The following is a 19,852-nucleotide window of genomic DNA, read 5'->3' on the forward strand; positions in this document are numbered from 1 at the left end:
GTGGGCGCCCTGCTTGGGCGGGCTGTCCTGACTTGTCGGGACGGTGAGGCGGGTGACGGTGGGCGGGCTGTCCTGACGTGTCGGGACGGTGAGGCGGGTGACGGTGGGCGGGCTGTCCTGACGTGTCAGGACGGTGAAGCGGGTGACGGTGGGCGGTCCTAACGGGCCAGGACGGTGAAGCGGGTGACGGCCAGGGCGCCGGAATCGAGGCGCAGACCGAACGCCGGGTTGCCGGCGACCGAGGCCAGCGGCGCGGTGTGGATCAGGGTCCAGGCGCCGCCGCCGCGCTGGTGCCACGTGGTCAGCGTGCCCGACCGCGCGAGCACGGCGAACCGGTCGCCTGCCTGCCACTGCACGTTCGCGCAACAACCGCCGTTCGGCTGTCCGTTCCCGTCGACGCGGACGTCGGCGCCCGAGGTGCGATGGAAGTTGTTGTACCAGGCCAGCGCATTGGTGCCGTCGTTCGTGGACAGGCCCAGGAACAGGCTGTCCTCGGGCGACGAACCGGCGAAACTCGACGGCTCGACGATGACCGCGGTGCCGGTGGCGGCCGCGGTGACCGGTGCGGCCAGGACGGCGAATGCGCGTGAGCCGGCCGTTGCGGTCACTGTGCCGCCGGAAACGCTCAACGCGGGGGACGGTTCGGCGGCGGGGTGGTCGACCCGGTAGGACGCCAGCCGGTCGGTGGTGAAGTCGTCGTCCCACAGCGTCGCCGGATAGTCGGCCGGGTCGAACTGGTAGGACGTGGGCAGCACGGCGCCGCTGATCCGGGGGCCGGCGCCGGACCGGGCCAGCACCCGCACGGGCAGCCCGGCCAGCGGATCGGCCGAGGCCGGAACGGTCACGTCCCACGTCGTCGTCAACGTGGCGCCCGCGCGCAGCACCGGGGCCCGCGACGCCGTCCGCGCCCGGGCCGTCCAGCCGCGGGGAACTTCGAGCGACGCCCGTACGTCCGGGGTTGTGGTTGTCGCCTTGATGCGCGTCCGGACAACAACGGACGATCCCGCGTCCACGTCGAGCGACGCCACGGTGAATGAAGCGTCCAATCGCGGATCGGCCGGCCGCCACACCTGCAGCGCGGTGAGACCGACCGCGCCGCCGCCGGTGCGGGTGGGCACGACCCGGATCCGGTCGGTGGTCAGCGGCGGGTCGACGACGATCCGGTTGATCGCGCGACCTGCCGGAGCGGCCGGCGTGCGCTGCTGGCCGGGCACGTCGGCCCAGTCCCCGGCCGCGTTCTGATACTGCAGCGCGTACGCGTCGGGGGTGCGGACACCGCCGCCGTCGTCGTAGAAGTCGAGGCGTACGTCGGAGACCGCCGTCGGCGCACCGAGATCGACGGCCAGCCAGTCCTGCGCGTTCGGCGACTGCCAGGTCGTCCAGCGCGTGGTCGGCACGTCGAGGTGGAAATCCTGACCGTCGATCGCGTTGGCGGCGCTGTCGGCCGACCACGTGTACGACGCCGACGCCCGGGGATAACCGCTTTCCCGTACGTTGGCCGCATCGTCCACGAGTTCCGGCTGACCCGCGGCCGCGACCGCCGCACCGACCGCGACGCGCACATCGCCGACCGTGGACCGCGCGATTCGCGGCACCCCGTCGACCCAGACGCGCAGTCCGGCGCCCCGCCCGTACACGCTGCCGTCCCGGTCCCAGAGCACGGTCAGGTTGTGACCGTGGTACGGCACATTCTCGACCGCGAAGTGGTTCCACGTGGACGGGACGAGCGGCGCGATGCGTACGGTGTCGTCCGCCTGCGGCCGGATGCCGAGCAGCCCGGACAGCACCAGGTCGGTGAACGTGGAATGGTTGTAGTCCTCGGAGTGCCCGGACCCGTCGTAGATCCAGCGGTCCTCGTCCGGGTGGTGCGCCTCGGCCACGTACGGCCGGCCGTTCTTGCGCTGGGTGAGGGCGTATCCGCGCAGGATGGCGGTGTAGTCGTCCTTGTCCACGTACGACTGCGCGGGATAGTCGAGCAGTTGGTTGGCCAGCGCGGTCAGGGTCTGGCTGGTGGCGAACGGCCAGCTCGGCCCGTCCCAGCGGCAGCATCCGTTCAGCGCCTCGTGCATGAACCACGGGCTGCGGCGTTCGGTTGTGGTCGGCCCGTACGGGGCGGCGAAACCCTGCGGATCGGTCAGCTGCTCCCACGCCGAGGACTTGGCGGGTGAGGGCATGTTGAAGTACCAGGGGATGAACCCGATCTGCTCGCGGTCGGCGATCCGGGTGTCCTGGCCCTTCATGACGTGCTTGTAGAACGAGCCGTCCCACATGACCCGATCGGTGGCCGCCTTCAGTTGCGCGGCCTCGTTCTCGTAGCGCCGGGCGGCCCTCGCATCGCCGGTCCTGCGCTTCAACAGAGCCAGAGCGCGCGCATCGCCGTACTGGTAAGCGTTGAGCGTGGGCCGGTAACCGTCGCCACCGTGATAGGGGTCGTCGCTCTGGTACGAGCTCGCGGTGAACTCCATCGCGTCCCACACCGGCGTCTGCCAGTAGACGCCCCGGGAGGCGTCGAAGTTGGTCTTCTTCCAGCCCTGGTACTGCTTCTCGAGCGCGGGCATCCGGTCGGTCAGGAACTTCCAGTCGCCGGTCACCTCGGCCCGCGCGACGGCGGCGTCGACGGCCCAGAACGAGTACTGGTGCGCCCAGTCGGTGGTGTTCTTGTTCAGATCCTCGGTGGCCGGCTTGGCCTCGGACCCCGAACCGGTCAGCCAGTAGTCGAGATAGTCGTCCAGGTAGCGGCGGTCGCGCAGCCAGCGTCCCTCGTAGATGTGGTGCCCGGCCGCGGCGTCGATCCCGCCGAACGGCGCCGAGTAGCCGACCGGCCCGAGGAACTCGGAGACGATCCACCCGTCCTTGGGGCCGGTGTATTTGAGCGCCTCCTTGAAGGTGCGCCACCGGTAGTAGTAGGTCTTCTCGATCTCGTCGTCGGGCAGGTCGACGAACGGGATGTTCGCCTCGTACCAGTCGGGCTCGGGGGTGTCGCCGAGCAGCGCGCGGTGGTCGAGGAACTGCGTGATCCGGCCGGTCGGCGGATAGAGCGCGGGCGGTGCGGCGGCGGCCTGAGCCGGGGCACCCGGCGTGAGGATGCCCGCGACGAGTGTCAGCGCAGCCGCGATCCGACCTGGACCAATCACCATCGAACGCTCCCGCGAGCCGAACGAGCAAGAATGGCCAGAGTCAAACATCGGGCTTCATCAACGTCAAGGCGGTGGGTCGTTCGTGTTACGAGCACTCGTCGACCACGGCGCGAAGGGGCAACGCCGGGAAGGCCGGCGCGAGGGGCACCGCCGGAAGGCCGGCGCGAGGGGCGACGCCAAGAAGGCCGGCGCGAGGGGCACCGCCGGGAAGGCCGGCGCGAAGGGCAACGCCGGGAAGGCCGGCGCGAAGGGGCAGCGCTCAGAGAGCCGCGGCACCGATCAGGCCGGCGACCGCGAGGACCAGACCGCCCAGCATGAAGCCGGCGTTGTGGGCGGTCCACCACTGGATGCGCCCCCGCACATAGGCCGGGACCTCATCGGCCCGCACGACCTTGACGGCGATCAACGCCAGCCCTGCCACGACCATCCCGAGCACGCCGAACCAGGCCACCATCCCGGCGACCTCGGCATACGTGGTCGGTTCCATGACGCCATCCCACCCCGGCCAAGCGCGCCGGGCGGTCTCACAATGAGACAGGGCCGAGTGATCAGGCGCGGCCGAGTGATCAGGTGCGGCCGAGGGGTCAGGTGCGGCCGAGGGGTCAGGCGCGGCCGAGCGTGCTCTCGCGGGCGAGCAGCGTGTGCGAAGCCCGCACCTCGGCCGGCGCCGGCGTGGCGCCCTGCTCGATGAGGGCGACCAGGCTCTCCACGGCCAGGTCGGCGATCTGCTGCTTGTCGGGGACGATCGTGCTCAGGCTGGGCGTGGCGAACTCGCCCTCCTCGATGCCGTCGATGCCGATCACCGCCACGTCGTCGGGCACCCGGACGCCGGCGGTCAGCAGACCGCGGAGCGCGCCCAGGGCGAGCAGGTCGTTGTAGCAGAAGATCGCGTCGGGCGGCGACGGCAACGCCATCAGCGCCGTGGCCGCGGTGGCGCCGAGATGGCGGTGGAAACGCTCGGTCGGCCGCACCAGCGCCGGATCGAACGGCAGGCCGGCCCGCTCGAGGGCCTGCCGGTAGCCGGCCGTGCGGAGTTGCGCCGTCTCGCCCGTGCGGTAGGGCTGGTCGCCGACGGCCGCGATCCGGGTGCGGCCCAGTGAGATCAGGTGCTCGGTGGCGTCGCGGGCGGCGGACACGTTGTCGATCGCCACGTGCGAGAAGCTGCCGTCGAACAGGTGCTCCCCGAGCAGCACGACCGGGGTTTTGTTGCCCCGCTCGCGCAGTTCCTGGGCGCTCAGCGTGAGCGGGCTCAGGATCAGGCCGTCGAACAGGGTGAGGCGCGAGTTGCGGGTGAGGAGCTCCCTCTCCCGTACGGGATCGGCGTCGGTCTGATCGACCATGACCGCGTAACCGTGCCGGCGGCCGGCCGCGATCACGGCCCGGGCCAGCTCGGCGAAGTAGGGCACGTCGAGCTCGGGGACGACCAGGCAGAGCATGCCGCTGCGGCCCTGCTTCAGGTTGCGGGCGATCAGGTTGGGCCGGTAGTCGAGCTCGTTGAGCGCGGTCTCGACCTTGGCCCGCAGGGTGTCGGAGACCGGGGCATAGCCGTTCACGACGTTCGACACCGTGCGGATCGACACCCCCGCCCGGGTCGCCACATCGCGCAGCGTGGCCTCACGCATCCCCGCCTCCCCCGAAACGCATCCCAGCCTTCCCGAAACGGATCCCAGCCTCGCCGAAACGGATCCCAGCCTCGCCGAAACGCATCCCAGCCTCCCCGAATCCGATCGACCGACAGCCTAATGCAACGCGCCCATCTTAGGTCTTGCATCGTTGCAGAGCTACGTGCACGATGTCTGCATCGTTGCAGAGCTGCCACCAGCTCGAAGGAGCAGATATGACAACCACTCGCCGTTCCCTGTTGGCCGGTGCTGCCGGTGCCACCGCCTTGACCGCCCTCGCCGCCTGCGGCGGAGGCGACGACACCACGACCTCCCAGCCGCTGACCGCCTCGTCGTCGGCCGGCCCGCTCACCGGAAGCCTGACCATCTGGAGCCGTTCGGGCGACCTGTTCAAGGTCTTCGACGCGGCCATCAAGAAGTTCACCGCGGCCAACCCGGGCGTGACCGTCGACCACCAGGCCGTCGACATCGACGCCAAGCTGGCCAACACGCTGATCTCCGGGGCCGGTGTGCCCGACGGCTCGTTCTGGGACGACGCCAAGATCGCCGGCCAGGCCGAGCACCTCTACGACCTCACTACGCTGATCGCCCCCTACCGCGACAAGATCGCCCCGCAGAAGCTGAGCGTCAACACGGTCGACGGCAAGGTCTACGGCGTGCCGTGGGACCTCAACCCGGGCCTGCTCTACTACCGCGAAGACCTGCTGCAGGACGCGAGCATCGACCCGGCCTCCCTGGCCACCTACGACGACCTGCTCACGGCCAGCCGCAAGCTGCGGGAGCGCAACGCCAAGGCCAAGCCGATCCACCTCGACGCCGACCCGTTCCTGGGCCAGCTCTGGCTCGAGATGCTGGCCAACCAGCAGGGCGCCAGCCTCAGCGACGAGCAGGGCAAACTGCGCCTCGACTCCGAGGAGTACCGCCGCATCTTCACCTGGATCAAGTCGGCCGTGGACGACAAGCTGGTCACCCACACCCCGTATCTGAAGCCGGCCGACATCGCCGCCCTCGAGGACGGCACCCAGGCCTTCGTGCCGTGGGCCATCTGGTTCGACTTCGCGCCGCAGACCCTGCTCAGCCGGAGCAAGGGCAAGTGGCGCGCGGCCCCGCTGCCCGCCTGGACGGCCGGCGGTGCCCGCAGCGGCGCGATGGGCGGCAGCAGCTTCGTCATCCCGGCCAAGGCCAAGAACCCGGAACTGGCCTGGCGCCTGTACGAGTTCCTGACCGTCAGCGACGACGGCATCAAGGCGGTGTACGGGCCCAGCGACACCTACCCCGGCGGCCTGAACACCTCGGTTCCGGCCTATCTGCCCGCCCTCGACGCATCGAAGCCGCTGTTCCAGCCCCTCGACGCGCTCGGCGGCCAGGACCTGTGGAAGGTCGCCGTCGACGCCAGCCGGACCATCCCGGCCGCCGCCCCGATCCCGGCCTGGTGGGCCAAGTCGGTCGACTACCTCGGCAACAACATGCAGCGCCTGATCCAGGGCCAGATGACCCCGGACGACGTGATCGCCGAGTCGACCAGGCAGATCCAGCGGAACCTGGTGGACCGCGCCTGATGAACGTGCTCCAGCGAAAGAGTGCGCCGTACGTCTTCGTCCTGCCGTTCTTCGTGGTGTTCGCGGCCTTCGGCGCCTACCCGCTGGCGTACGCCCTGCGGCTGAGCTTCACCAAGTGGACCGGGGCCGGCGAGGCCCGCTGGATCGGCCTCGACAACTACACCTATCTGCTGACCAGCCCCGAGTTCTGGGCGTCGCTGGGCAACAGCTCGATCATGTGGTTGCTCGTGGTGCCGCTCCAGCTGGTCGCCGGCCTCGGCGGGGCGGTGCTGCTGGCCAACGCGAAGCTGCGGCTGCGCGGCGTCTTCCGGGTGGCGTTCATCGCGCCGTTCGTGACCCCGCTGGTCGCCATGGCCCAGGTCTGGATCGTCGTCTTCGACCGCGACTACGGCCTGGTCAACCACGTGCTCAACCTGGTCGGCCTGCCCGACGTGGGCTGGCTGACCAGCACGACGTGGAGCAAACCGACGCTGGCCCTGCTGTTCCTGTGGAAGACCACCGGCTTCGCCATCATCATTCTGCTGGCCGGACTGCAATCAGTTCCTTCCCATGTGTACGAGGCAGCCGACCTCGACGGTGCATCCCGGTGGCGGCAATTCTGGTCGATGACCGTGCCCCTGATGCGGCGCAGTCTGTCCTTCCTTCTGGTCATTCAGACGCTCGCGGTGTTCCAGATGTTCGCCGAGCCGTTCGTGGTGACCCAGGGCGGCCCGTACGGGTCCACGACCACCGCCGGCCTCTATCTCTACGACCACATCACGGCCTCCGATCTGGGCACCGGGGCGGCGAATTCGTTCCTTCTCGTCGTTCTCGTCTTCGCGCTGTCCCTGATCTCCGTCCGTCTTCTGCGAGCCCGCGATGAATGACAAAAGACCAGGCATTCCCACGTACGTTCTCCTGACCGTTCTCGCCCTTCTCTTCCTCTATCCGATCTGGTGGGCCCTCAGTTCCTCGATCAAGCCGGCCGCCGAGATCATCAGCGATCCGCTCGGCTTCCACCTGGGCGACGCCACGCTCGACGGCTATCGCGCGATGTTCGCCGACGTGCCGATCGGCACCGGATTCGCCAACACGGCCCTGGTGCTCGTCATCAAGGGCGGCATGACGCTGTTCTTCTGTCCCCTGGCCGGTTATGCGTTCGCCAAATACCGGTTCGCGGGCCAGAACGTGCTCTTCGGGATCGTGCTGCTCACCCTGATGCTGCCCACGCTGGTGCTCATCATTCCGCTGCTGCTCGAGATGAGCGCGCTCGGCTGGGTGAACACGTACAAGGCGCTGATCCTCCCCGGCAGCATCGACGCGTTCAGCATCTTCTGGATGCGTCAGGTCATCGCGTCCATTCCCGACGAGCTGCTCGACGCCGGACGGGTCGACGGCGCCTCGGAATTCGGGGTGTTCCGCCGCATCGTCGTGCCGGTGATCCGGCCCGGCCTGGCCGGACTGGCCGTGCTCACCATGATGAACGTCTACAACGACTTCGTCTGGCCGGTCGTCGCCGTCAACGACGAGCGGCATCAGACGCTCCAGGTCGTGCTCTCGACCCTGGCCCAGAACATCAGCGGCAACCGGATCGGCGCCGATTTCGCCACCGTCTGGAGTGAACTTCTCGCCGCCAGCAGCATCGCGATGATCCCGCTGCTGGTCGTCTTCGTCCTCCTGCAACGCCATTTCATCAACGGCATCCTCGCCGGCAGCGTCAAAGGCTGAACCCTCGAAAGGTCAACACATGGAAAGCTATCCGCGGCCGCATTTCGACCGTTCGCACAGCTGGGTCAGCCTCGACGGGGAATGGGACTTCTCGTTCACCGAGCCGGTCTACGACCGCCGCATCACCGTGCCCTACGCCTGGGAGACCAGCGCCTCCGGCATCGCCGAGTTCTGGCAGCCGGTCGGGTGGTACCGCCGCGCCCTCGACGTGCCGTCCACATGGGACGGTCAGCGGATCGTGCTGCACTTCGGCGCGGTGCACCACCGGGCCACGGTCTGGGTCGACGGCACCGAGGTGGTGACCCACGAGGGCGGATACATCCCGTTCGAGGCCGACATCACCGAGGCGCTCACAGCCGATCCGGCGCACGAGGTGGTCGTCCGGGTGGAGGCCCCGGCCGACAAGCGCGAGATCGCCCATGGCAAACAACGAAGCGTTCCCCGTACGGACTACGACGGCGTCTGCTTCACGCCGTCCTCGGGGATCTGGCAGCCGGTCTGGCTGGAATCCCGTCCGGCCACTCACATCACCGGGCTCGAACTGCGCCCCACGGAGAACCTCGACGGCCTGACCGTCCGCGTCCGCACCGCGGGCCCGCACGCCGCCGGCGCGGCCGTCCGAGCCACTCTCCGCACCGCCACCGTGGGCACCACCGCGACCCCATCGGCCGGCTCGGACACTGCCGAAATGGTGCTGGACATCGCCGATCCGCGGCTGTGGAGCCCCTCCGACCCGCACCTCTATCACGTGGACGTCGAGCTGGAGACCGCCGACGGCGTCGACCGGGTCAGCGGCTGTACCGGCCTGCGCACGGTCGAGATCCGCGGCGAGGAGATTCTGCTCAACGGCGAGCGCCTCTACGTCAAGGGAGTGCTCGACCAGGGCTACTGGCCCCGCACCGGCATCACCCCGCCCAGCGACGAGGCCATGGTCCGCGACCTGGAACTGGCGCGGGAGCTGGGCTACACCCTCGTACGGAAGCATCTCAAGCTCGAGGACCCGCGGTTCATCCACCACGCCGATGTGATGGGCATGCTGCTGTGGTGCGAGCCCGCGTCGACCGGCACGTTCTCCGAGGCGTCGACGGCCGCGTTCGAGGCCCAGATCGAGCCGATGGTGCGGCGGGACGGCAACTCCCCGGCGATCGTGATCTGGGGTCTCTACAACGAGGAGTGGGGGCTCGACTGGGACATCCCCGGTGACCCGGCCAAGCAGGAGGCGGTCGTCACGGCGTACGGGAAACTCTCCGGTCTTGATTCGACCCGGCCGATCGTGGACAACTCGGGATGGACGCACGTCCGCACCGACCTGCTCGACTGGCACTACTACGACGAGAGCGCGATCGGGTGGGCCCGCACCCTGAACGATCTGGTCAGCGGTACGCGCGACGACTTCCCGGTCAAGCTGGGCCCCGATTTCGTGGTGCACAAGGCGCTCGCCGTGCCGTCCCAGCCGCTGCGGGGGCTGCCCAACCTCAATTCCGAGTACGGCGGCGGCTTCACCAGCGTCGAACGGGGCTGGCATCTGCGCTGGCAGACCCAGGAGTTGCGACGGCACGACCGGCTCTCCGGCTACGTCTACACCGAGCTGTACGACATCGAGCACGAGTCGGCCGGTCTGCTCACCTTCGACCGCGAGCCCAAGGACATCGGCGGTGCCTCGCCGTCCGCCGCCAACGCGGTGACCACGCTGGTGCTCGACGTGCTGCCGGTGGCACCCGGGCGAGACGTCCTCGGCCCGGCGGCGTCGTTCGGCGCGCACGTCTCGCATCACGGGCCCGACCTGTTCGCGGGCCGGCTGACGTGGGCGTGGGGGCCGATCTACTCGACGGTCCCGAGCGGCGCCCAGGTCGAGGGCTCGTCGGTCGAGGGCTCGTCGGTCGAGGCGAAGCCGTTCGAGCTGAGCCCCGCCGTGACCGTGACCGTGACACTGCCCGACGGCTGGGCCTCCGGTCGCCTGCACGTGAACGCGGTGTCGGCGGACGGGACGGTGGCCGCCCGGGCCTGCGTCGACGTGGACCGCAGCACGGCCCCGCACGTGGGGGACGACAAGCTCGCCTGATCAGTGTGTTGTGGCCGGGTGGCGTCGTGCACGACGCCACCCGGCCGCCGTTTCCTCATGGCCCACCATCTCGGACAGGTCCCGCATCGCCTGATAGAGGCGCCTGCGGGCCTCGTCGCGGGTGAGGCCGAGCAGCCGGGCCGCTTCGGACGTTGTCCGGCCATGGAAATACGTCGCGACGAGGATCTCGCGGCGCGGCGGCGGAAGATGCCGGAGCATCATCTCCACCGGAGGCCGCCGGCTCGTCCGCTCGGCATGTGAGGTCGGCATGACGTGAACTCTCGCCGCCCGGGCCCCCGAACTCCAGTGAGCATCTGCGGCGTAGTCACCCGGTCACGCGAGCGGTGGCGGTGACGATCATGCGGTGGTGGCCGGCGGTCAGCGGGTGGCCGTCCTCGCCGGAGGCGGCCACGTCGGTGAAGCCGGCGGCGGTCAGCCAGTCGCGCAGCTCGGGGAAGGCGAACAGCCGCTTCACGAAGGTCAGCCGGCGGGCCCGCCCGTCCCGGACCACCGTCCGCTCGACCTCGAAGCGCGCGGTCACCGGGTCGAAGTGGTTGCGGTCGACCAGCATGTCGCCGTTCGCGCGCGAGGCCGTGATGCGCGACGGCGTGAAGGACATCAGGAACTTCGCCGCGTTGTCGAGGTCCATGGCGAGCCGGCCGCCGGGCCGCAGCACCCGCGCGATCTCGCTCAGCACGGCGCGGTTGGTGGCGTCGTCGAAGTAGCCGAACGCGGTGGTCCAGTTGACCACCCGGTCGAACCGGCCCGTCCACGACGGGAGCGCGCGCATGTCACCGGCGACGTATTCGACCTCGACCCCCATGGCCGCCGCGTCGGCGCGGGCCCGATCGAGAAAAACGGTCGACGAGTCGAGGCCGGTGACCCGGCAACCGCGCGCGGCCAGCTCGTTGGCCAGCACACCGTGCCCGCAAGCGAGGTCGAGCACGGTCATGCCGGGCGACAGGGCGAGCAGCCGCCAGACGAGGTCGGCGGCGTCACCGCCCCGATAGGCGGAGCCGACGACCGGCCCGTGCGTCGGTGAAGCGTCCGGCGTGGCGAAGAAATGCAGGTAGTCGTCCTCGTACATGGCCGCCGCATCGAACAGATCCGTCCCCATGTCGCCGACCGTACGGTACGGGACCGGTTTCGCCCTATGGCCCGCACCGAGGACTGGCGGGTCGACTGTGCAGATCGGTGGGTCCATCGTGAGGCTAGGTAGTCGTGAGACGGATGCGCGATCCGATCAGCGCCGGGCTTGGTCCATAAACACATGGCGGCACATGGTCGGTGGTTATGTTCAAGGCATGACGATGGGCGCGCCTCACGCTCCGCAGAGCGTGTCGTTCTGCACGAGTTGCGGCACGGGCCTGCCGGATCAAGCGGCATTCTGCCCACGATGCGGCAGTCCGGCCCTCAGTGCCGATCACACGGCAAACGCGGGCTTCGGCGCCCCGCCGCCCGCGGGCCCGCCGGGTGCCTACGGGCCGCCGCCGGGGCCTCCACCGACCGCGGCCGGCTCGCGGGCCGGCGTCGGGGTCGCTCCCAGCGATCCGGTGCACTGGCTTGTACCAACCGGACGGAGTTGGCAGTCGATAGCTTCCGGCTATCTCGGCCTGTTCGGACTGTTCATCTGGATTCTCGGCCCCTTCGCGCTCGGACTCGGGATCTGGGCGGTCGTGCGCTCGTTGAATGAGCCGGGGGTGCACGGACGAGGCCGTGCGATTTTCGGCATCGTCGCCGGCGTGATCGGTACGTTGTTCATGCTGATGTTCCTGGCGAGCAGAGCCGGGCTGAGGTGATTCAGTAAGGTGTCGACCCCACCAGAACCACCGCCTCCGCCGGAACCCGGAGGACCGCATGGGCCTCCGCCGTACGGACCACCTCCGTCATTCCACTATCAACCGCAGCCACCGCCGGCGAACAGTGAACAGGCGCAGTTCTTCCGAGCCGGCAAATACGCACTCTGGGTCTGGATCCTGCTCGCCGTTCTGCCGATCGTCGTCATCGCCGGATGTTGTATCAGCTGCTTCATCACCGGCGGCATCGGGGCGATCGGCGGCGGCTCCGACTAGACCGCGGGTCAGGCGAAGCGGCGGATGAAGGCCAGCGCCACGTCGCACACCTCGCGCCACCCGCTGTCGATCGTCAGGGAATGGCCGCGCTTCTCCATCGAGGCGATCTCGGTGACGCCCGGGTTCTCCGCCTGCAGCTTGTACGCGGCCCGGTTGATGGCCGGCGGCGAGGTGTGGTCGCCGACGCCCTCGACGATCAGGAGCGGGCCCCGGCCGGGGTTGTGGTAGTCGGCCTTCGCCTCGGTCCACGGGTTCAGATTGGCCGCGGCGACCTGGAACAACGGCTCACCCGGGGCGGGCACCGCATAAGACGAGTACAGCTCCTGGGCTTCGGCCGGCGGGACCAGGTTGGCGAACGCGTACCGGAACTGGTCGAAGGTCAGCGGCACGGCCCGGTTGCGGTTCAGCGGGTTGCCCAGTGCGGGCGCCGACGAGCGCAGCACCGAGAACGGCAGCGGCAGCACGCCCCGGAACGGCGCCGAGTCGATCGCGACCGAGGCGGCGGCCAGGCCGCGGCCGGCCAGGATCATCGTGAGCAGGCCGCCGAACGAGTGGCCGACCAGGGCCGGCGGGCGGTCCAGGCGCCCGATCACCTCGGTGTAGTGGTCGGCGACGTCGCCGATGCTCTTGCCCGCGAACACCTCGGGGTGGGCGTTGGCCTCGGCCACGGTGTCCGGGTCGTCGGGCCAGCCGGGTGACACCGGGGCGTAGCCGTTCTCGTCGAACACGGCGGCCCAGCGGTCCCAGCTCGAGGGCAGCAGCCAGAGACCGTGGATGAAGACGACGGGCCGCCGGCCGGAGGCGTTGGCGGCGGAGATCTGCTGGTCGAGCGTGGTGTCCATGGCGCCACCGTACGAACCGGCGCGGCCGGTCAGCGTACGTCGGATGACGTAATTACGCGGTCAGCAGGGTGGCCGGGAGCCGCTCGGTCAGCGCCTCGGCCGGCATCGGCTTGGCGAAGAAGTAGCCCTGGGCCGTGTCGCACCCGATCTCGCGCAGCGCGTCGGCCGCCTCCTGGTCCTCGACGCCCTCGGCGACCACGGTCAGGCCGAGCCGGTGGCCGAGCTCGACCGTCGACGCGACCAGTGCCCGGCTGCTGTGGTTGGACGCGATGTCCAGCACGAACGAGCGGTCGATCTTGAGCTCGGCGATCGGCAGCACCTTGAGGTAGGTCATCGACGAGTAGCCGGTGCCGTAGTCGTCGATCGACCCCTTCACCCCCGACTCGAGGAGCCGGTGCAGCGCCTCGATCGCCGTGTCCGGGTCGTTCATCAGGGCGTACTCGGTCACCTCGATGGAGAGCAGCTCACCCGGCACACCCGTCTCGGCCAGCAACGCGGCCACCTTGCCGGGGAAGTCGGGGTCGAGCAGGCTGCGGCTGGACACGTTGACCGCGATCGGCACCCGGTGCCCGGCGTCGAGCCAGGCGCGGGCCTGCCGCAGCGCGATCAGCAGGACGTGCTCGGTGAAGCGGTGCATGAGGTTGGTGACCTCGAGCACCGGGATGAAGTCGGCCGGCGAGATCGGGCCCCGCTCGGGATGGGTCCAGCGGGCCAGCGCCTCGACGCCGACCAGCTCGCCGGTGTCGACCGCGACCTTGGGCTGGTAGTTGAGGGTGAGCTGGCCCGGGTCGTCCAGGGCCCGGCGCAGCTCGCCCAGCAGCGACAACCGGGCCGCGACGTCCTGCCGCTGCTCCTCGCGGAACCGGTGGAAGCCGGCCCGGGTCTTCTTGGCCTCGTGCATGGCCGTGTCGGCGTGCCGCAGCACGGTGGCCACGTCCTCGCCCTCGCGGGCGGTGTGGGCACCGATGCTGACCTCGAGGTCGACGGTGACCTCGTCGAGCACGAACGAGGTGTCGAACGCCTCGGTCAGCCGGGCCGCGATCACCTCGCCCACCTCGGGGTCGTCGTCGTGCAGGAGGACGGCGAACTCGTCGCCGCCGAGCCGGGCCACCACGTCGTCGTCCTGGCGCACCAGCGAGGCGAGCCGGCGGCCGGCCTCGACCAGCAGCAGGTCGCCGATGCGGTGCCCGAGCTGTTCGTTGACGTCGCGGAACCCGTCCACGTTGATGACCAGGACGGTCGGGTGGTCGGGCAGCGTCTGCCCGAGACGGGTGGCGAAGGCGGTGCGGTTGGGCAGCCCGGTCAGCGGGTCGGTGGCGGCCAGCCGCTCGACCTGCCGGCGGTGGGCGCGGCGGGAGAGGCCGAGGCCGATCAGCACGACGATGCCGAGCAGGAAGACGACCAGCACGGCGCCGACCGATGTGCGCGAGTCGTGCAGCGACGCGGCCTGCTTCTTCTCGTACTCGCCCAGGTGTTCGGTCTGCTCCTGCAGAAGATGATCGAGCATGCTCTCGTACGCGGGTTCGAGCAGGATGTCGACCGTGGTGCGCGCCGCCCCCCGGTCACCCCGGTCGAGCTCGTCGAGAAAGCCGACCAGCACCATCTGCAGTTTGCGGTGCTGCACGGCCAGGCCTTCGGCGTTCGCCCGGTGCTCGGCGTCGATGGTGGCCATCCGGAACATGGCCGCGTCGGCCTCGGCGTGCACCGACAGCATCTTCCTACGCTCGTTGCCGCGCGGATCGAGCATGGCCGCCTGCACGGTCGCCATCTCGGTGGTGACCAGGAAGGCGGCCTTCTGGTACGCGTCGGCGTCGCTGGCCGCGGCGGCCACGCCGCGCACCAGTTCGGCCTGCTGCCAGTTGGCCACCACGGCATAGCCGGACAGGGTCGCGAGCAGCACCGCCAGCACGACCGGCAGGGAACGCGACCTGCGCAGGATCGACACTCGCAGCCTCCCGTCCGTCCGCGACCGGCGAGGCACTCCGCCCCGATGATTCTCAGCATCGGACGTGCTGGGTACCGGTTGACGGGGTTCCAGGTTGCTAAACGGGTGCAGCTCGGAAAAGGGTCAGGCCAGGAAGGTGTCGTAGAGCAGGAACGCGTTGAGGGCGATGATCATTGTGGCGGCTGTGCCCGCGACGAGAGTCGTGAGCGGCTTGTTGACGAAGACACCCATGATGTCCCGGCGACGGGTGAGCATGAGCAGCGGCACCAGGGCGAACGGGATGCCGAAGGACAGCACGACCTGCGAGATGACCAGGCTGTCGGTCGGCGGCAGGCCCAGGGCGAGCACGATCAGGGCCGGGGCCATGGTGACCGCCCGCCGCAGGAACAGCGGGATGCGGCGGCGGATGAAACCCTGCATGACGACCTGGCCCGCGTACGTCCCCACGCTGCTGGACGACAGACCGGAGGCGAGCAGTGCGACCGCGAAGGCCAGGGCCGCCCCGCCGCCGATCATCCGCCCCAGCCCGTCGTGGGCCGACTGGATCGCGTCCCCGGTGGCGAACGCCGTGCCGTGGAACAGCGACGCCGCGATCACCAGCATGGCCAGGTTGATCAGGCCGGCCGCGCCCAGCCCGATCAGCACGTCGAGCCGCTGGAAGCGCAGCAGTTCCCGCTTCTCGCCGTCGTCGCGGCAGGCCACCCGCGACTTGGTCAGGGCCGAGTGCAGATAGACGACGTGCGGCATGACCGTGGCGCCGATGATGCCGCAGACCAGCAGCAGACTGTCGCCGCCGGCGAGCCGGGGGATCAGCCCCGACGCCAGCCCGGCCGGGTCGGCGCCGACCACCAGCAGGTCGTACAGGAAACCCAGGAACACGATGCCGAGCAGGCCGGCGATGGCGAGCTCGAACCGGCGGTAGCCGCGCTGCTCGAGCGCGAGGATGCCGAACGCGACGACCGCCGTGATCAGCCCGGCCGGGAAGAGCGGCACGTGGAAGAGGAGGTAGAGACCGACCGCGGCACCGAGGAACTCGGCCAGATCGGTGGCCATCGCGATGATCTCGGCCTGGACCCAGAGCCCGCGTGACACCGTACGGGGAAAATGTTCCCGGCAGAGCTCGGGCAGATCGCGTCCGGTGGCCACGCCGGCCTTGGCCGACAGGTACTGCACGAGCATGGCGGTGAGGTTGGCCAGCACGATCACCCAGGCCAGGGTGTAACCGAACTGTGCGCCCGCGGTGAAGTTGGTCGCGAAGTTCCCCGGGTCGATATAGGCGACGGCCGCGACAAAGGCCGGACCAAGAAGAGCAATCGTTCCCCGTACGCGTCCCCGCGCCCGCAATTGCCGCAAAACGGACTCGGTGCTGACGTCAGGTGCCGGGGCGACGACGGGACGCGGCCCGTCGTCGCCCATGACCGGGCCCATGGAGCTAGCCGACCGAGGGGCCGAGACCCAGCGACTGCGGCGTGCTCGAATCCGGCGACGGCTGCCGCAGGCCCTCGTCGAGCTCGCCGAACTCGGTCATCAGGGCCGGGCTGCCACCCCACGGCGTCTGCTCCTCGGCCACCAGGGTGTTGGTGGTGAGCAGCAGACCGGCCACCGAGGCACCGTTCTGCAGGGCCGAACGGGCCACCCGCAGCGGGTCCACGATGCCCATCTCGATCATGTTGCCGAACCGGCCCTGGAGCGCGTCGAAGCCCTCGTCCGCGCCGAGCTGGGAGACCCGGGCGACGACTTCCTGGCCGGAGAACCCGGCGTTGGAGGCGATCAGGAAGGCCGGCTCGGGCAGCGCCCGCCGCACGATCTCGATCCCGGTCTGGTAGTCCTCGTCCTTGGTCTCGATAGCGTCCAGCGCGTCGGCCGCGTGCAGCAGGGCCGCGCCGCCGCCGGCCACGATGCCCTCGGCCATCGCGGCCCGGGTGGCCGACAGGGCGTCCTCGACCCGGTGCTGCAGTTCCTTGAGCTCGGCCGGGGTCGGTGCCCCGACGTGGATCACCGCGACCTTGCCGGTCAGGGAGCCGATCCGCTCGGTCAGCACGTCCTCGTCGGCGCCGAAGGTGGCCCGCTCGAGCTCGGCCCGCAGCTGGGTGACCCGGAACTCGATGTCGCCGGGCGAGCCGCTGCCGCCGATGATCGCGGTGCGCTCGGACTCGACCTGCACCTGGTCGGCCCGGCCGAGCTGGTCCAGCGTCATCGTCTCGAGGGTGAAGCCGGAGTGCTTGCTGTAGACGGCGCCGCCGGTGATCGTGGCGATGTCCTCGAGCTTGTGCAGCCGGCGGTCGCCGAACCCGGGTGCGCGCACGGCGACGCACTGGAAGACGCCGTTGACGTGGTTGTGGGTGAGCATCGAGAGGGCGGTGCCCTCGACGTTCTCGGCGATGATGATGAGCGGCCGCGGCGCCCGCATGATCTTGTCGAGCAGCGGCATGAGCTGCTGCACCTTGGTGATCTTCTCGCTGCACAGCAGGATGTAGGGGTCGTTGACGATCGCCTGCAGCCGGCCCGGGTCGGTGACCATGTAGGGCGACAGGTAGCCGTTGTCGAACTCGAAGCCCTCGACGAAGTCGACGCTCATACCGTGCCGCTGCGACTCCTCGACGGTCACGATGCCGCCGTCGCCCACCGTGTACAGCGCCTTGGCGATGACCCCGCCGACCATGTCGTCGTCGTTGGCCGAGATCGCCGCGACCCGGGTCAGTTCCTCTTCGGTGCTGACCCGGCGGGCCGCCGTCTGCAGGCGCTCGACCAGCCGCTCCACGGCCAGATCAACACCGCGTTTCACCAGTACGGGGTTGGCCCCGCGCCCGATCGCCGACATGCCCTCGCGGACCACCGCCTGAGCGATCACGGTCGCGGTCGTGGTGCCGTCGCCGACGATGTCGTTGGTCTTGATCGCGGCTTCCTTGACCAGCTGGGCGCCCATGTTCTCGAACTGGTCCTTGAGGTGGATCTCGCGCGCGATGGTCACGCCGTCGTTGGTGACGACCGGCGAGCCGGTGATCTTCTCGATGATGACGTTGCGGCCCTTGGGCCCCAGCGTCGACTTGACCGCCTCGGCCAGTTTGTCGACGCCGCTCTGCAGCAGAGTCCGCGCATCACTGCCGTATCGGAGTTCCTTGGCCATCTCGGTGGTCTCCTCGTGAGAGCTACAGGGCTTCTTCGCCCTGACCGTCGGTGTCGTAGCGGTGCCGCAGCATGCCGCGGCAGATCCCGGTGTTCGCGTCGAGCGACGTGCGGGTGAGGCGGGCTTTGCGCAGATGCAGGGGAACGTCGTCGTTCTTGATGGCGTCGCCGGAGAGCGGGTCGATCAGCAGGGGGCTGTCATCGGCGTACGGGAGCCCGAGGTCTCGTCTTCTTCTTTTGAGACGGCCCAGCGCGGGGGAGTCCGGGATGTCGCCGAGGGTCATGGTCGCCAGCGGGAACCCGGCGAGCGGGCGGCACACCGCGTCCGTGCCGGCCAGCACGGCCTTGCGCAGGAAGTCGGCGCGCAACGAGTCCAGCTCGTCGACCGCCTCGCCTTCGAAGGAGCGTACGAACCCGGCCCGGGCGGCCACGCCCTCGTTGATGGCGTCCGAGGCGAAGTGGTCGTCGAGGATCACGTGCGTCTCGAACCCGAGCGCCGACACCTGGTCGTACGCGTCGGCCACCATCAGGTAGGCGAAGTTGGGTGCACAGAAGTAGGTCGGGAGCCGCAGGTGAATCTCGGCGACGTTCTCCGGGGTCACGGACGCGGACGCGACGAAGCCCAGCGTCGTGATCGGCTCGTCCAGCTCGGGGTCGCGCACCTCGGCCAGAGCGGCCAAGATGCGCGAACCCGTGGTCGTGGCGGTCATCCGAGCGAGGCCGCCGGTGACCCGGAACTGACACCCACGGAGTCGTCCCGGGCCGCCGGTGCCCCCTCGCCCGCGTCGAGCTGATACTCCTTCGGAACCTCGATGCCGTAGAGCTTGGCGGCGTTGAGGCCGAGGATCTTCTTCTTGGTCGCGGTGGTCACCCGCGGGTAGTCGCTGAACTCGTCACTGGGGTAGTCCCAGTCGACGAAGCCCTCGATCTGCCACTTGGGTTCCCAGATGCCGTAGTCGCTGCCGAAGGTCATCTTGTCCTCGCCGACCCAGAACAGCAGCTCGCCCATCACCTTGGCGAAGAACTTCGGCCGCGCGTGCATCAGGCCGCCGATCACCACGGACAGACCCGCGTACACGTTGGGCTCCTGCGTCGCCATGAAGCAGAAGTCCTCGATCCGCGGCAGGCCCACGTGCTCGACGATGAAGTTGAGCTCGGGGAAGTCGGTCGCGGCGTGGTCCACGTCGGACACGTCGAACGCGTCCTTGTCCAGCGGCCAGATCGTCGGGCCCTTGTGCACGTGGACGTTCTTGATCCCGAGTTCCTGGGCCTTTTCCAGGTAGCGGTAGGCGGCCGGGTCCTTGAGCGTCCAGCCGCGCGAGCCGTTGTTCCACTCGGCGGTGTAGAGCTTCAAACCGATGCTGCCGTAGCGGGCGACATTTTCCTCGAGCTGCTTGAGGCCGGCGTCGCCCTCACGCGGGTCGAACCGGGTGTTGGCGATGAACTTGCCGGGGTGCTTCTCACCGAGCGCGGCGTTCTTCTCGGTGGTGTTGAAGCCCTCCTTGTACCACTCGGTCAGGTACGTCGGCTGGAAGATCGCGACGTCCACGTAGCCGTCCTGGAAGACGTCCTTCATCAGGTCGTCCTCGGTGTAGGACATGAACTTCTCGATCGGCCAGTGCGTCGCCGGCGGGCCCAGCCCCTGGTAGGCGTGGAAGCACTCGATCCAGCCCTTGGCGTACTGTTCCGCCCCCGGCACCCAGTTGTCCGGCCCGGCGTTCCAGTAGTGCATGTGGCTGTCGACGATGAAGTACTTCTCGCCGTCCTTCTCGTACATAAG

At 69.4% G+C, this 19,852-nt stretch carries 16 protein-coding genes; 5 read left to right on the plus strand and 11 right to left on the minus strand.

Features of this window, described 5'->3' with window-relative positions; genetic code table 11:
* Positions 1 to 158: 158 nt before the first annotated feature.
* The 3 genes from KOI35_RS25515 to KOI35_RS25525 form a co-directional block, all read right to left on the minus strand.
* The gene (locus KOI35_RS25515) at positions 159 to 3,137 is read right to left on the minus strand and encodes an MGH1-like glycoside hydrolase domain-containing protein (RefSeq protein ID WP_215790910.1); all 2,979 of its coding nucleotides are present in this window, start codon (positions 3,135 to 3,137) and stop codon (positions 159 to 161) included.
* A gap of 259 nt (positions 3,138 to 3,396) precedes the next feature.
* Positions 3,397 to 3,624 (minus strand): hypothetical protein, encoded by a 228-nt coding sequence (locus KOI35_RS25520; RefSeq protein ID WP_215790913.1) that lies wholly within the window; start codon positions 3,622 to 3,624, stop codon positions 3,397 to 3,399.
* 115 nt (positions 3,625 to 3,739) lie between these two features.
* On the minus strand, positions 3,740 to 4,759 hold the full coding sequence (locus KOI35_RS25525; protein ID WP_215790914.1) for a LacI family DNA-binding transcriptional regulator: 1,020 nt from the start codon (positions 4,757 to 4,759) through the stop codon (positions 3,740 to 3,742).
* Between the two features lie 215 nt (positions 4,760 to 4,974).
* On the opposite strand from KOI35_RS25525, the gene KOI35_RS25530 reads away from it, so the two are divergent.
* The 4 genes from KOI35_RS25530 to KOI35_RS25545 are packed head-to-tail and all read left to right on the plus strand — an operon-like array spanning position 4,975 to position 10,087.
* The gene (locus tag KOI35_RS25530) at positions 4,975 to 6,318 is read left to right on the plus strand and encodes an ABC transporter substrate-binding protein (RefSeq protein WP_215790916.1); all 1,344 of its coding nucleotides are present in this window, start codon (positions 4,975 to 4,977) and stop codon (positions 6,316 to 6,318) included.
* The gene (locus tag KOI35_RS25535; protein WP_215790918.1) at positions 6,318 to 7,184 is read left to right on the plus strand and encodes a carbohydrate ABC transporter permease; all 867 of its coding nucleotides are present in this window, start codon (positions 6,318 to 6,320) and stop codon (positions 7,182 to 7,184) included. Before KOI35_RS25530 ends, KOI35_RS25535 begins: the two co-directional genes overlap by 1 nt.
* Entirely contained in the window at positions 7,177 to 8,025 is an 849-nt protein-coding gene (locus KOI35_RS25540; protein WP_215790920.1) for a carbohydrate ABC transporter permease, read from the plus strand. Before KOI35_RS25535 ends, KOI35_RS25540 begins: the two co-directional genes overlap by 8 nt.
* Positions 8,026 to 8,044: 19 nt before the next feature.
* Positions 8,045 to 10,087 carry a glycoside hydrolase family 2 protein gene (locus KOI35_RS25545; protein WP_215790922.1) on the plus strand — a complete coding sequence of 681 codons (2,043 nt, stop codon included), beginning with the start codon at positions 8,045 to 8,047 and terminating at the stop codon, positions 10,085 to 10,087.
* Here KOI35_RS25545 and KOI35_RS25550 read toward each other — a convergent pair whose 3' ends face one another.
* Together KOI35_RS25550 and KOI35_RS25555 are read right to left on the minus strand one after the other, a co-directional pair.
* A complete protein-coding gene (locus KOI35_RS25550) occupies positions 10,088 to 10,357 on the minus strand; it encodes a sigma factor-like helix-turn-helix DNA-binding protein (protein WP_246613787.1) in 270 nt (89 codons plus the stop codon). It abuts the gene before it with no gap.
* Between the two features lie 55 nt (positions 10,358 to 10,412).
* The gene (locus KOI35_RS25555) at positions 10,413 to 11,204 is read right to left on the minus strand and encodes a class I SAM-dependent methyltransferase (RefSeq protein WP_215790924.1); all 792 of its coding nucleotides are present in this window, start codon (positions 11,202 to 11,204) and stop codon (positions 10,413 to 10,415) included.
* Between the two features lie 187 nt (positions 11,205 to 11,391).
* On the opposite strand from KOI35_RS25555, the gene KOI35_RS25560 reads away from it, so the two are divergent.
* Complete coding sequence (locus KOI35_RS25560; RefSeq protein WP_215790926.1) at positions 11,392 to 11,886, plus strand: zinc-ribbon domain-containing protein; 495 nt, start codon at positions 11,392 to 11,394, stop codon at positions 11,884 to 11,886.
* A gap of 281 nt (positions 11,887 to 12,167) precedes the next feature.
* On the opposite strand, the gene KOI35_RS25565 is transcribed toward KOI35_RS25560, so the two are convergent.
* From KOI35_RS25565 to KOI35_RS25590, 6 genes are all read right to left on the minus strand, one after another.
* Positions 12,168 to 13,001 (minus strand): alpha/beta hydrolase, encoded by an 834-nt coding sequence (locus KOI35_RS25565; RefSeq protein WP_215790928.1) that lies wholly within the window; start codon positions 12,999 to 13,001, stop codon positions 12,168 to 12,170.
* 52 nt (positions 13,002 to 13,053) lie between these two features.
* The gene (locus tag KOI35_RS25570; protein ID WP_215790930.1) at positions 13,054 to 14,946 is read right to left on the minus strand and encodes a putative bifunctional diguanylate cyclase/phosphodiesterase; all 1,893 of its coding nucleotides are present in this window, start codon (positions 14,944 to 14,946) and stop codon (positions 13,054 to 13,056) included.
* A gap of 123 nt (positions 14,947 to 15,069) precedes the next feature.
* Positions 15,070 to 16,374 carry an Nramp family divalent metal transporter gene (locus tag KOI35_RS25575; RefSeq protein ID WP_246613788.1) on the minus strand — a complete coding sequence of 435 codons (1,305 nt, stop codon included), beginning with the start codon at positions 16,372 to 16,374 and terminating at the stop codon, positions 15,070 to 15,072.
* A gap of 4 nt (positions 16,375 to 16,378) precedes the next feature.
* Positions 16,379 to 18,073: a chaperonin GroEL gene (gene groL / locus KOI35_RS25580; RefSeq protein WP_215790932.1), complete on the minus strand. Its 1,695-nt coding sequence runs from the start codon at positions 18,071 to 18,073 to the stop codon at positions 16,379 to 16,381.
* Positions 18,074 to 18,095: 22 nt separating this feature from the next.
* Positions 18,096 to 18,782 (minus strand): iron-sulfur cluster assembly protein, encoded by a 687-nt coding sequence (locus KOI35_RS25585; RefSeq protein ID WP_215790934.1) that lies wholly within the window; start codon positions 18,780 to 18,782, stop codon positions 18,096 to 18,098.
* Positions 18,779 to 19,849, minus strand: coding sequence for an amidohydrolase family protein (locus KOI35_RS25590; RefSeq protein WP_215790936.1), 1,071 nt, complete (start codon positions 19,847 to 19,849; stop codon positions 18,779 to 18,781). Before KOI35_RS25590 ends, KOI35_RS25585 begins: the two co-directional genes overlap by 4 nt.
* Positions 19,850 to 19,852: the final 3 nt, after the last annotated feature.

The organism is Paractinoplanes bogorensis (assembly GCF_018829635.1).
In the GTDB taxonomy this organism is placed as follows: domain Bacteria; phylum Actinomycetota; class Actinomycetes; order Mycobacteriales; family Micromonosporaceae; genus Actinoplanes; species Actinoplanes bogorensis.